We start from the raw sequence: 13407 nt of genomic DNA, 5'->3' as shown, positions 1-13407 counted from the left end.
CTTGGTCAAACGATTGACCGCACGATAACAGCGCGGCTGGAAATGGAACAAGGGGGCGTTCAATCGTTTTTATCGGGATATTTCGCTGAATGGGCGGTTTGACGGCGCGCGGTGGTGGCCGCGGTCAGCGGTCACGGCGGCGGGGCGGGCCGGTGACCGCGGCGGCTTCGTCGCGCGTCCCGTGGCCGCTGCGGCGGCGGGGCTCAGTGTCGCGCCGCCGCCGCGGCGCGCCTCGTCACGAGCCGTCTTTCCAGCCCAGCTCCTCGTAGAAGGCGCGGCGCGCCCGCGCGAACGCCTCCCGGTCGAGCACGGCGCCCTCGTACGGGCCCTCCGCGATGGGCTCGTCGTGCAGCCGCGCCGGCAGCTCCTCGCTCAGCCGGTCGGGGAAGTCCTGCGCGTCCGCCCCGGCGTCGCGGCCCTCGCGCAGGGCGTACGCGCGCATCCCGTCCAGCCTCGCCTGGCCGGCCGCGAGCAGGTCCTTGAGCGTGAACTTCTCCCCGAGCACGGCCGTCACCAGCGAGATCAGGTGATCGACGGTGAGCGGGCGGGTCGGCGTCGAGGCGAACACGCACAGGTTCAGCGCGTCCAGCGCGCTCCACAGCCGCAGCAACCGGGCGCTGCGCCGGCCCCGCTCCTCGTTCAGCCGCCCGGCCGGCGCGGGTGCCGCGCCGACCCTGGCGGCCTCGGGGAAGCTGTAGCCGAGCCCGGCGACCGGGTCGAAGTCGAGGTCGTGCTCAAGGGCGTCGTAGCGCGGGCCGCCGGGTGCCAGGGCGTACCCGAGCCCGAGCCCCGGCTGCGGGCGCGGGTCGAAGCACGGCAGCTCGGCGCCCTTGGCCGTCATCGCGTACGGCACCGCCTCGGGGCCGATGCGCCGCGCCGCCCTGGCCGAACCCTCCGCCAGCAGGTCGCCGAGGGCGCCCGAGCGGGTGGCGACGTCCTCGATCAGGCTCTTGAGCGCCGCCGTGTCACCGAACGCGGGACCGTCCGGCAGCAGCCCGCGCTGCGCGCACTCCATCGCGAACGCGAGCGTGCCGCCCAGCGAGACCACGTCGAGGCCGAGGTCGTTGCAGCGGGCGTTGGCGGCGAGCACGGCGTCGAGGTCGTCGATGCCGAGGTTCCAGCCGAGCGACAGGAACGCCTCCTGGCCCAGCCCGCCGGTCCGCCGCTCGCCGCCGCCGGGCGGGGCGAAGATCTTGATGCAGTCGTTCGGGCAGCCGGGGCAGCAGCCGGAGGTGGACACCGCGCGGCCGTCGTAGTCCTCGGTGGCAGGGACGCGCAGGCCGGGCTCGCCGGTCTCGGAGAAGTTGCGGACCGAGGCGTAGCCGGGGGCGAGCGGATCGATCCAGCCCGCGAACCCCGGCACGCTCGCCTGGAGCGCGGCGAGCGGGTTCGTGGCCAGCGCGCCGCGGTAGTAGGTGTCCAGCGCGGCGATCTTGCCCGGGTCGGCCACCTCGGCGGGCGCGCCGCCGCCCGCGCACACGATGGCCTTGAGGTTCTTGGACCCGAACACCGCGCCGAGCCCGTACCGGCCCGCCGCGAAGGCGTGATCGGTCACCACGGAGGCGTACCGCACCAGGTGCTCGCCCGCCGGGCCTATCGCCGCCACGTGCGCCTCGCCGCCGTGCTTCGCGCGCAGCGCGTCCGTGGTCTCGGCCACTCCCAGCCCCCGCAGCTCGGGACACGCGTGCACGCTCACCCGGCCGTCCTCGACCAGCACGTACGACAACCGCTCCGCACGCCCCGTCACCGCCAGCGCCCGCGCACCGGACGCCCGCATCCCCGCCGCGAACGGTCCAAGCGCGTGCGCCTCACCGGCCACACCCGTCAACGGCGACTTCGCCAGGAACACCGCCTTGGCCAGCCCCGGCGCCAACGTCCCGCCGAGCATTCCCGCGGCGACGTACAGCAGAGTGCGCGGGTCGTACGGGTCGAGCCCCGGCACCGTCCGCTCGTTCAGCAACCGCAGGCCGAGCAGGGTCCCGCCGTAATGTCCCTTCTCCGAAGTCCGGTCTTCCTTCTCGACGTCTCCGCTGGTCACATCAACGATGAACGGCATTCGCCCGGCCTCCTGGAGTCAAACGAGGGGATCGGGCGGCACAACATCACATGACGCGGAAAAAGCGCAACCCTTCACTCCGAAACCCCGTCTCGGCAGGCTGTCCCGCGCCCCGCCTCGGCAGGCGGCGCCCGCCGGAACTCCCTGAGTGCGCTCGCCGGCTCGCCTCCCGGTACATCCGCCACCACCCGGGACACCGCACCCTCGCCCGCCGCCACCGGGCGGGACATTCGCCCCGGCCTGCCGTTCCTTCACCCGAAGCCGGTCCGCGCCACCGGCGGGACCGCCCCGGCCTGCTGTTCCTTCACCCGAAGCCGGTCTGCGCCACCGGCGGGACCGCCCCGGCCTGCTGTTCCTTCACCCGAAGCCGGTGCCCTCCGGTTCTCGCCCGAGCTCCCAGCGCGCGTGCTCGGCCGTTCGGCGCGCCGTCGCTCGCCTGGCCGTGGCGCGCGCGAGGCACCCTGCGCCGAGCCGTCCGGGCCGCGGCCTCTCCGACGGGCGAAAGTGGAGCGGACATAGGTGATAAGTCAGTGATCTTCCGGGCAGTGTCCGGGGTGATGCCCACCCTTGACCTCATGCTGGCCCTCGGCGGCGCGGCCGCGCTGCTCGCCGCCATCCTGCCCGACGTGCTGGCCCGCCGCCCCGTCTCCCTGCCGCTGGTCTACCTGGTGGCAGGCGTGCTGCTGTTCGCGTTACCCATCGGCCTGCCCGACCCCGACCCGATCGTCCACCGTACGGCGCTCGAGCACATCGCCGAGCTGTGCGTCGTGATCTCCCTCATGGGCGCGGGCCTGGCCATCAACCGGCCGGTCGGCGCGCGCCGCTGGTCCACGACCTGGCGGCTGCTCGGCCTCGCCATGCCGATCACCGTGCTCATGGTGGCCGCGGCGGCTGTCGCGCTGCCCGGCTGGCCGTTCGCGGCGGCGCTGCTGCTCGGTGCCGTACTCGCGCCCACCGACCCGGTGCTCGCCTCCGACGTGCAGGTCGGCGAGCCCGTGGACGCCGAGAACGCCGACGACGAGGTCCGCTTCGCCCTCACCTCCGAGGCGGGGCTCAACGACGGGCTCGCCTTCCCCTTCGTGTACGCCGCCATCGCCGTCGCCGTGTCCACCGGCGCCGGCCGCCTGGGGGAGTGGGCGCTGACCGACGTGCTCCACCGCACCGTCGCCGGCCTGGCGTCGGGCCTGCTGATCGGGTACCTGCTCGGGAGGCTGTTCTTCCACGGCGCGGCGGGCGGGCGGCCCCTGTCGGAGCGCCGTGACGGGTTCGTCGCGCTGGCGGCCACCTTCCTGGCGTACGGGGTGACGGAGCTGATCCACGGCTACGGCTTCATCGCCGTGTTCGTCACCGCCTGCGCCATCAGGAACGCCGAGCGCGGGCATGGCTACAACAACGTGCTGCACGGGTTCGTCGAGCAGCTCGAACGGCTGTTCACCGCCTGGCTGCTGCTCCTGCTCGGCGGGTTCGTCGCCACCGGCGGGCTGGCGGCGCTCACCTGGCGCGGCGCGGCCGTCGGGCTGCTGCTCGTGCTGGTGATCCGGCCGCTGGCGGGCTGGCTGAGCCAGTGGCGCGGCCGCGCGGGGCCCAGGGAGCGGCTGGCCGTCTCGTTCTTCGGCATCCGGGGGATCGGGTCGCTGTTCTATCTGGCGTACGCGCTGGGCGAGGCGGACTTCGGCGTACCCGCCGAGGAGCTGTGGGCGGTGACCGGGTTCACGATCGTCGTCTCGGTGGTGCTGCACGGCGTGACGGCCACGCCGGTGATGCGGCGCGTGGACGCCATCCGCGACCGCCGCGCCGCCGCGTCAGAGGGCTGACGCCGGCCGGGACCTCGCGCCTGGTCGCCAAGGGTGCTCAAGGCGGGCCGAGGCTCCAGACGTGCAACCTGCCCCGCTCGTCCGCCCCGGCGACGACGGGCCGGCCGTCCAGCTCGGCGATCGCCACGTGGTAGACGGCGCTTTCGTCACGGAGACCGAGATGGCCGATGACCTCGCCGTCGTCCAGGTTCCAGACCCGTACGGTCACCTTGCCGCCGGGAGCGTGCGCCGCCACCGCGATCGGCGTGTCGCCCAGCAGGCCCGCGACCAGCGCCGTCACGCCCCGGTCGTCGGGGCTCCAAGAGCTGAAGTTCCACTTGCCGATGCGTTCGCCGGTCGCCAGATCGTGCACGCGCAGGGTGGCGTCGAAATGCGTGGAGACCAGCGCCGGCGCGCCCTTGACCCGCGCGCACGCCACCAGCTCGATGCCGCCCTCCTCGCCCGTCGTGAACGAGCGCAGCAACGTCCCCGACGACAGCCGCCAGAGCCGCACCCGGTTCGCGCCGTCACCCGTCACCAGGAGGTCCTCGCCGTCCAGGTGGCCGAACGTCAGGCACTTGACGCCCCCGAAGTGGTCGGTGAGGCCGGGGCCGATCTGCTCGCCGGTGGCGACGTCCCACAGGCGGACCAGGCTGTACTGGTCTTGGACGAGGTCGTGCCGCTCCGACACCGCCACCGCGCGGCCCGCCACGGTGACGCCCCTGATCCGGTCCTTCGCCCGGTGATCGGCCAACCGCTTGCCGGAGGCGTCCCACAGGCGCATCCGGCCGTCCTCATGCCCGGACACCACGACCGTCCGGCCGTCCAGGGCGCCCGCCGCCACCGACGTCACCCCGTCACCGCCGTCGCCCAGCCGCGCCGCGGGGCTGCGCATGTCCCAGCCGAACAGGACGCCCTTGCCGGTGCCGCACACCACCGTGCCCCCGGCCGCGGCCAGCGCCGTCGGGTCCCCGTCCTTACCGCGCGGCAGCGCCGCCGGGCCGGCGATCTCCGCCCCGAACGGCTCCACCGTCGTCTCGGCCGACGGGGTTCCGGTTTCTGCACGCCCGTCCGCCGCCTGACTCGGCGACATCTCGCCGCCCGGCCGCCCGTCGTCCTGACCCGCGGGACCGCCGTCCGGCCGCAGCAGCAGGAACGCCGACCCGCCGAGGGCCGCCGCCACCACCCCGCCGATCAGCACCCGCCGACTGACCCCACCCTCCCGGCTCTCCTCGCCGTCGATCCCCGGGGCCTCGCCGGGCGCTTCGGGGGAGAGGCGACCGGGTGCTTCGGGCGAGGGCCGGCCGGGTCGCGGCGGGCGCGAACCAGGCGCATCCGGCCCGTGCGGCGCCGGCGCTGGCGTCGGTGCCGGTGCCGGTGCCGCGCCAGGGGTCGAGCCAGGTCCGTACGCGACCGGCCGCGCTCCTGACCCGCCGGCCCCGTGCCCGGAAGACGGCGCGACAGGGGACGCTCCTGAGAAGCCCGGCTCGCGTGCGGGCGGCGGAACGGCGGGAGACACACCTGAGCCGTCGGGTGGCGCGGCGGGGCGTGAGCCCGAGGCGGCCGCACCCTTTGCGGGCCGTCCTGAAGGGCCGGTGCCGGGCGCTGGCGGGGCGGCGTCCGGAGCGGAGGCGGAGAGCGAGGAGACCGGGGATGAGATGGCCGGGCGGATCAGGGTGTTGAGCAGGTCGGCGGGGGAGGGGCGGTGAGCGGGGTCCTTGGCGAGGCAGGCTTCTACCAGGCCGCGCAGGGACGCGGGCACGCCGTCCAGGTCGGGCGCACCGCTCAGGATCCTGTTCATGATCACGGCCATCGCCTCGCCGCGGAACGGCGGGTGCCCCGTGGCCGCGAACACCATCGTCCCTGCCCAGCTGAACATGTCCGACGCAGGCCCCACCCGCTCGCCGCGGAACTGCTCGGGCGACATGTACGCCGGCGTCCCCACCGCCCCCGACGTCGCGGAGGTCGCGTCGAGAGCCTTGGCGATGCCGAAGTCGATGACGACGGGCCCGTCCGGCCCCATGAGGACGTTGCCCGGCTTGAAGTCCCGGTGCACGATCCCCGCCTGGTGGATGGCGGCCAGCGCGGTGAGCGTCGCGATCGCCAGCCGGTGCAGCGCACCGCCGGTGCGGGGCCCCGAGGTCCGTACGACGGTCAGGAGCGTGTCGCCGGGGACGTACTCGCTGACGATGTACGGCCGGTCGTCCAGCACGCCGACGTCCAGCACCGCCGCCGTGCAGAACGCGGCGACCCGCCGCGCCGCCTCCACCTCCCGCAGGAACCCGCGCTTGACGTCGCCGTCCTGGGCGAGATGGCTGTGCAGCAGCTTGACGGCGACCTCGCGCCCCTCGTCGCCGACGCCGCGATAGACGGTGCCCTGCCCGCCGGAGCCGAGCACGCCGAGGAGCCGGTAGCCGCCGACACGGTCGGGGTCGGTGGGACGGAGCGGGCGCATGTCCGGCATCCCGCTCCTTTCACGACCTTTGTTGGCGACCAATACGATAAGCCCGCCCGCGCCGCTTCCTCCCGAACCCCCGCCTGTCAGACACGGTCAGACAACCTCATGACCGCAGGGGGAGAAGACGTCCTCAGCCGCCATCGCGACCGATGCACCGGAGGCCAAGGGGCCGATGCCACGCCTCACGGCGACCGGCACCCCACCGCCTGACCACCTGATCCGGCTCTCGCCGCTCAAGCGGGCTCCCCGCTGCGCGGGAGGTCAGGCACTGGACGGGAGCGCCCGGGCACCGAACGGTCGCCGCGCATCGAGCAGGGGAGCCGCCTTGATGGCGAGCCGGCGGCGGGTCGCGGCCGATGCCCGGTCGCCGCTCACCGTCGGGCTGCCGGCCGGGGTCGCGACCCGGGAGCGCTGTTGCGGGCGCGGGCGTGCGTCGGGCAGGGGAGGCGAGGCCGCGCGTCGAAGGAGATCGCGCGCCGAGGAGGGCCGTGCGGCCGGGCGCGAGGGCATGCCGGGCGGGAGGTCGCGTCCCCGGCAGCACCGATGCGGCGCTTGCCCACGACCGGTGTCTGGAAGGGGCGGTTACCGACCTGTCTCGGCTGCGCCAGGAGTGGACCAAGACGTGGCCGGACGGTGTCCCGGTCACCCGGCCGCGGTTCTGGCCATGTCGGGTGTCTGGCTCTTTCCGAAGACCGGTAGCTCCAGCACCGTGCCATCGAAAGCGGGCAGGCGCTCCCTCAGCCCGTCGGGCACGAGTACGGTTCTGGCCCCCGAGTCGCGCAGGACCAGCTCGAGTCTGGAGGCCGGATATTCCGGATCCAGCGGGAGGTAGGCGGCGCCGGCCTTCATCGCGGCGAGCATCCCGGCCATGGTCCCGGCCGTACGTCCCGCGAGGATCGCCACCACCTCACCGGCCGCGCCCCCGTGGCCGCCGGTGCTCATCTCGCTGGACTTCGGTGCGAACGTGGTGCCGGCCGCGCCGTCCGCAACCGCCTCGCCGTTCTGACCGGTCGTGCCGTCGGTCACCGGCGCGGCGCGGTGACCGGTCGTGCCGTCGGTCACCGGCGCGGCGCGATGATCGGTCGCGCTGCCGCTCACCGGCTCAGCACGGTGACCGGTCGCGCCGCTGGTCACCGGCTCAGCGCGATGACCGGTCGCGCTGCCGGTCACCGAACCGCCGGTGCCGTAGGTCACCTCGTCAGCGGCGGTGCCACCCGTCACCGTGGCGCCGGCGTGGTAGCCGGCGTCACCGGCCGGCCACCCAGCGGTCGCATCGCCGGGTGCCGGCGCGCCTGCAGGGCTGCCCGTGCCGTTCGCCCTCTGGCCGGGGGTGGTGCCGTCGGTGCGTCCGGCCACCGACGCGCCGCCGGCACCACCGGTGGCGCGATCCGCGCCACCCGCCGCAGGCGAACCGATGGCGCGGGCGGTCCGGTCCGCCGCCCGACCGTTCACCGTCGCGTGGGTCGCCGCTCCGCGGTCCCGCGCGTGGCGGCTCCCCGCGCCGGCCTCGATGAGGCGGCGGGCGAGCAGGTCGGCGGCGGCGTTGAGCTCGCCATACGAGACGGTGCCCTCGCGGTCCACCACGGCCGCCCGGTCCGGGGCCTTGGCCGCCCACTCCTCGAACAGCAGCACCATCCCGGACCTGCCGGGCAGTGGCCGGGCGGGACCGTCGGGCTCGCCGTCGTCCCTGTGCCGGATCGGAATCTCCACCTGCGGCATTTCGCGCATCGCGCCATCCTTCGTACGGACAGGCATGGTGGTCTCGACGCGGAGACCGGACCGAACGCCCGCTACGAACACCCGCGAACAGAAGTCGTGGGAACGCTCCCAACAACTTCCAGGGTAGGGACGCGAAAGCGCCGCGGTCAACGAAACCGGCGACTCCACGGGCCCGCCTCCGGAGAACGGCTGAAAAGAACGCTCCTACCTGGAATTTCGCTAAACAACGTTTTGGCAACATCACGGAGAGGAGTGCGGGAGCGCTCACATGTGGGTCCCCTTTGTTGGGAGCGCTCCCACTTCTGTAACGGGGTTCGGTGACGGCCGGACAGGGGGGGCGCCGCCTCGCCGGGTCGCTGCATACGGCCCTGACCGGGTCGGCGCTTGATCGGTGCGTCAGCGGCTCCCGGCCCCGTACGGGTGACACGGGCGTGGCCTCAGCCGCCGCCGGGGCCGTACCGGGTAGGTTGCCTCTCCATGGAGGCACGCCACACGCAGTTCCGCCGGGCGCCCGCGCTCGCCACCGCCGCCGCGATCCTGTTCACGGCGGCCTGCGGCACCCCGGCGCAGAGCGCGGACGCGGGCAGCGCCCCACCGGCCACGCCGACCGTTCCAAAGCGGGCCCCCGCGCAGACCCCGGACGTCGAACGGCTGCCGGAACCCGGCACAAAAATCCCCAAAAATGCTGACAAACTGGCCGCCGCCCTCCGCGACACCACCACCAGGCTCAACAAGGCGATCGACGCCTGGACGAAGGGCGGCGAGCCCGACCCTGAGGAGCTGCCGGAGGACGTCGAGCTGCTCGCCCTCTACCAGCAGCGCCTCTACCGCTACGCCGCCCGCCACCCCGGCCTGGCCTCCAAGGCGTTCGCCCGCCTGCCCGCCAAGCTCAGGTCGCAGGCCGAGGACAACACCGAGGCGCTGCGCGAGCTGTTCGCGCTGACCCGGCCGATCGAGCCGTCCAAGGTGTTCAAGGTCCGCGACCCCCGCCCGGCCGGCGAGCTGCTCGGCTACTTCAAGAAGGCCGAGCGCCGCTTCGGGGTCGAGTGGGAGGTGCTGGCGGCGGTGATGTTCGCCGAGACGAAGTTCGGGCGGGTCAGGTCGGACAGCCACGCGGGCGCGCAGGGGCCGATGCAGTTCATGCCGGCCACCTGGAAGGCGTACGGGCTGGGCGGCGACGTGCAGGACCCGCACGACGCCGTCATGGGGGCCGCCAACTACCTCAAGGCCACCGGCGCGCCGCGCGACTACCGGCGGGCCCTGCACGCCTACAACCCCTCGCAGGCGTACGTGGACGCGATCCTGCTGCACGCCCGCCAGATCAAGCGCGACCCGCGCGCCTACTACGCCTATTACGCCTGGCAGGTCTTCGTGCTCACGACGGAAGGCGAGCGCCGCCTCACCGGGCCCTGAAGCTCAGGACAGCGCGCGGGCCGCGTGCACCAAGGGCACGTGGCTGAACGCCTGCGGGAAGTTCCCGACGAGCCGCCCGTAGCGGGGGTCGTACTCCTCGGCCAGCAGCCCCACGTCGTTACGGAGGGCCAGCAGCCGTTCGAACAGCTCCTTGGCCTCCTCCTTGCGCCCCTGCATGGCCATCACCTCGACCAGCCAGAAGCTGCACGCAAGGAACGCGCCCTCGCCGCCGGGCAGGCCGTCCACGTCGTTGTCGGCGGCCAGCGGATAGCGCAGCACGAACCCGTCGGACATCAGCTCCTTCTCGATGGCCGCGACCGTGCCGGTCACGCGCGGGTCGTCGATGGGCAGGAAGCCCACGAGGGGGATCATCAGCAGCGCGGCGTCCAGCTCGGACGAGCCGTACGACTGGGTGAAGGTGTTGCGCCGGGCGTCGAAGCCCTTGTCGCAGACCTCGGCGTGGATGGCGTCGCGCAGCCTGCGCCACTTGTCGACCGGCCCGACGCGGCCGAACTGCTCGACGTACTTGACGGCCCGGTCGAGCGCCACCCAGCACATCACCTTGGAGTGCACGAAGTGGCGGCGCGGCCCGCGCACCTCCCACAGGCCCTCGTCGGGCTCGTCCCAGTGGTCCTCCACGTAGTCGAGGAGCTGGCGCTGAATCGTCCAGGCGCGGTCGTCCGGCCACAGGCCGCGGCTGCGGGAGGTGAACAGGCAGTTCATCACCTCGCCGTACACGTCGAGCTGGAGCTGCTTGACGGCCTCGTTGCCGATGCGGACCGGGCGGGAACCCTCGTAGCCGTCGAGCCAGTCGAGCATCAGCTCGGGCAGGCGGCGTTCGCCCGCGACGCCGTACATGATCTGCAGGTCCTGGGGGCGGCCGGCGATGGCGCGCAGCAGCCAGCCGCGCCAGTCGGCGGCCTCCTCCAGGTAGCCGGAGCTGATGAGCGCGTCCAGCGTGAGGGTCGCATCGCGCAGCCAGCAGAAGCGGTAGTCCCAGTTGCGCACCCCGCCGAGGTCCTCGGGCAGCGACGTGGTGGCGGCGGCGACGATGCCACCGGTCGGCGCGTACGTGAGCCCCTTCAGCGTGATCAGCGACCGCACCACGGCGTCGCGGTACGGCCCCGAGTAGGTGCACTTGGCCACCCACTCGGCCCAGAACGACTCGGTCTCGTCGAGCTGGTTCTCGCACTCGATCTGCGGCGGCATCGGCTCGTGCGACGGGTGCCAGGTGAACACGAACGGCAGCCGCTCGCCCTCGCTGACCTTGAACGTGGCCCGGTGCGCGTAGTCGCCGCCCTTGAGCGGCACGGGGGAGTGCAGCCACACCGAGTCGGGGCCGCCGATGGCCTGCAGGTGGCCGTTGTGGCGGCGCACCCAGGGCACGATGCGGCCGTAGTCGAAGCGCACGCGCAGCTGGGTGGACATCTCGACGGTGCCGGAGACGCCTTCGACGATGCGGACGACGTCGGGGTTGCGGTCGCGGGGCGGCATGAAGTCGATCACGCGGACGGTGCCCGTCGGAGTGTCCCACTCGCTCTCCAGGATGAGCGTGTCGGGACGGTAGCGGCGCCGGGTGGCCGGCTTGCGGCCCGTCGGCCCGAGCCACCAGTGCCCGTTGCGCTCGTTGCCGAGCAGCGCCGCAAAGCACGCGGGTGAGTCGAACCTGGGCAGGCAGAGCCAGTCGATCGAGCCGTCCCGCGCCACGAGCGCGGCTGACTGCATGTCTCCGATCAGGGCGTAATCCTCGATCCGCATGCCTAGACGGTACTCGGCGCGGGGTGATCCCGGGCCCGGGCCGATCATGTCGCGTCATGTCCGGCCCGGACGGCCCGGGATCACGTCAGGGGGAACCAGCGGGTGAACAGCTGCGTCAGCGGTCCGATGGCCAGCGCGAACACGACGGTGCCGACGCCGACCTGCCCGCCGAGCAGCCAGCCCGCGGCCAGCATGGTGGCCTCGATGAGGAAGCGGGACAGGCGTACGGACATGCCGAGGCGCACCAGCCCGGTCATGATGCCGTCGCGCGGCCCCGCGCCCATGCCGGCCCCGATGTAGAACAGGGTGGCGAGGGCGACCGTCACGACCGCGAGGCCCACGTAGACCGCCTGGACGGCGAGGTCGCCGGGGGTGGGCAGCAGGTACAGGCCGAGGTCGGCGAACACGCCCACGAGCAGCACGTTGCTGATCGTCCCCAGCCCCGGTTTCTGTTTCAGCGGGATCCACAGCAGCATGACCAGGGCGCCCGTCAGGGTGATGACGGTGCCGATGGTCAGGCCGAGCCGCAGGGCGACGCCCTGGTGGAAGACGTCCCATGGACCGTTGCCGAGGCCCGACTCGACCTGGAAGGCGAGGCCGAAGCCGTACAGGGCGAGCCCGCCGAAGAGGCGGAGGAGGCGCACCGGGAAGGAGTGCGGCCGCGCGACGGTGGTTTCACTCATGATGGCTTCACAGTGGCAGGCCATGACTTGCCAAGAACAGGGCCAATAGCGAAAAGTGGCCTCATGCGGCACTTGTCAGCCACGCAGGTGGCCCGGCTCGTCGGCCTCGACCCCGGCGCCCGGCCCTACTATCGCGCGCTCGCCGACGCGGTGCGCGCGCTCATCCTGGACGGGCAGATCCCCGTACGCGTCCGCATGCCCGCCGAGCGCCACCTCGCCCAGACGCTCAAGGTCAGCCGCACCACCGTCACCGCCGCCTACGACCTGCTGCGCGAGCGCGGCTACCTGGAGAGCCGGCAGGGCTCGGGAAGCTGGACCGCCCTGCCCGACCCGGCCGCCACCGCCGACAACCCGTGGCTCGGCACCGACGGCGACGGTCTCGTCCAGCTCCACGCCGCCGCGCCGCCCGCGCCCTGCGGGCTCGCCGAGGTCATGGCGGAGGCGGTGGCCGACCTGCCCCGCTACGGCATGGGCAACGGCTACGACCCCATGGGCCTGCCCGCGCTCAGGGAGCGCATCGCCGCCCGCTACACCGCCAGGGGAGCGGCCACCAGGCCCGAGCAGATCCTCGTCACCACCGGCTCCCAGCACGCGCTCCAGCTCGTCTTCGGCCTGCTCACCGGCCCCGGCGACCCGGTGCTGATCGAGTCGCCCACCTACCCGCACGCCATCGGCGCCGCCCGCAGGCGCGGCGCCCGCATCGTCCCTGTCGGCGTCTCCTCCGAGGGCTGGCAGCAGGACCTGGTGGCGGGGGCGATGTGCCAGTCGTCGGTGCGGCTGGCGTACCTGATGCCCGACTTCCAGAACCCGACGGGCGCGCTCATGGAGGACTCCGTGCGCGCCGCGCTCGCCGGCGCCGCCCGCCGCGCGGGGACCACGCTGCTGGTGGACGAGACCTGGGCCGAGCTGGCGCTGGACGAGGTGCCGCGGACCTCGCCGATGGCCGCCTTCGACACCGACGGCCGGGTGATCAGCGTCGGGTCGGCGTCCAAGCTGTGGTGGGGCGGGCTGCGCATCGGCTGGATCCGCGCGGGGGCGGCGCTGATCCGCCGGCTGGCCACGTTCCGCGCCTCGGCCGACCTGGCCAGCCCCGTGCTGGAGCAGCTCGTCGTGGCGCGGCTGTTCGACCGGCTGGAGGAGACGCGCGCCGAGCGCCGCCGCGGGCTGCGCGCCTCACGCGCGGCGCTGCTCGCGGGGCTGCGCGAGCATCTGCCCGAGTGGACGTACGTGCCGCCCAAGGGCGGCGGCACCCTCTGGGTACGCCTGGGGCAGGGCACCAGCTCGGCCGTGCTCGCCGAGGCGGCCGCCTGCCAGGGGCTGCGCCTGGCCCCCGGCCCGTGGTTCGGCCTGGACGGCACGCTGGAGAACTACCTGCGGCTGCCGTTCACCCAGCCGCCCCAGGTGCTCGCCGACGCGGTCGTCCGGCTGCGCGCCGCACTCGACCAGGGCCCGTCGGCCGTGCCGAGGCCCCGCGAGTCGCTCATCGGGATGGTCTGAGGCGTGGTCCGACGGGCGTCCGATGGGCCC

Annotated in this window: 8 protein-coding genes; 3 read left to right on the top strand and 5 right to left on the bottom strand. The window is 73.6% G+C overall.

Annotated elements, in window-relative coordinates:
• Positions 1 to 235 precede the first annotated feature (235 nt).
• On the bottom strand, positions 236 to 2056 hold the full coding sequence (locus tag AB0K67_RS26830; protein WP_364065559.1) for an aldehyde ferredoxin oxidoreductase C-terminal domain-containing protein: 1821 nt from the start codon (positions 2054 to 2056) through the stop codon (positions 236 to 238).
• A 557-nt stretch (positions 2057 to 2613) separates the two neighbouring features.
• Here AB0K67_RS26830 and AB0K67_RS26825 point away from each other — a divergent pair.
• Positions 2614 to 3870 (top strand): cation:proton antiporter, encoded by a 1257-nt coding sequence (locus AB0K67_RS26825; protein ID WP_364065556.1) that lies wholly within the window; start codon positions 2614 to 2616, stop codon positions 3868 to 3870.
• 37 nt (positions 3871 to 3907) lie between these two features.
• Here the strand turns inward: AB0K67_RS26825 and AB0K67_RS26820 are convergent, their stop codons facing one another.
• Positions 3908 to 6313 (bottom strand): serine/threonine-protein kinase, encoded by a 2406-nt coding sequence (locus AB0K67_RS26820; protein ID WP_364065553.1) that lies wholly within the window; start codon positions 6311 to 6313, stop codon positions 3908 to 3910.
• Positions 6314 to 6949: 636 nt separating this feature from the next.
• Positions 6950 to 8194: an AMP-binding protein gene (locus tag AB0K67_RS26815; RefSeq protein ID WP_364065550.1), complete on the bottom strand. Its 1245-nt coding sequence runs from the start codon at positions 8192 to 8194 to the stop codon at positions 6950 to 6952.
• Between the two features lie 309 nt (positions 8195 to 8503).
• Between AB0K67_RS26815 and AB0K67_RS26810 the strand changes: the two genes are divergently transcribed.
• On the top strand, positions 8504 to 9439 hold the full coding sequence (locus AB0K67_RS26810; protein WP_364065547.1) for a transglycosylase SLT domain-containing protein: 936 nt from the start codon (positions 8504 to 8506) through the stop codon (positions 9437 to 9439).
• 3 nt (positions 9440 to 9442) lie between these two features.
• Here AB0K67_RS26810 and AB0K67_RS26805 read toward each other — a convergent pair whose 3' ends face one another.
• Together AB0K67_RS26805 and AB0K67_RS26800 are read right to left on the bottom strand one after the other, a co-directional pair.
• A complete protein-coding gene (locus tag AB0K67_RS26805) occupies positions 9443 to 11197 on the bottom strand; it encodes a glycoside hydrolase family 15 protein (protein ID WP_364065544.1) in 1755 nt (584 codons plus the stop codon).
• 80 nt (positions 11198 to 11277) lie between these two features.
• Complete coding sequence (locus AB0K67_RS26800; RefSeq protein ID WP_364065541.1) at positions 11278 to 11880, bottom strand: hypothetical protein; 603 nt, start codon at positions 11878 to 11880, stop codon at positions 11278 to 11280.
• A gap of 63 nt (positions 11881 to 11943) precedes the next feature.
• Between AB0K67_RS26800 and AB0K67_RS26795 the strand changes: the two genes are divergently transcribed.
• Entirely contained in the window at positions 11944 to 13377 is a 1434-nt protein-coding gene (locus tag AB0K67_RS26795; protein ID WP_364065538.1) for a PLP-dependent aminotransferase family protein, read from the top strand.
• Positions 13378 to 13407 lie beyond the last annotated feature (30 nt).

It is taken from the genome of Nonomuraea sp. NPDC052634 (assembly GCF_040678535.1).
Lineage (GTDB): Bacteria > Actinomycetota > Actinomycetes > Streptosporangiales > Streptosporangiaceae > Nonomuraea > Nonomuraea fastidiosa.
The sequence above is the reverse complement of the archived record's forward strand: the minus strand, read 5'-3'. Positions and strand labels throughout refer to the sequence as shown.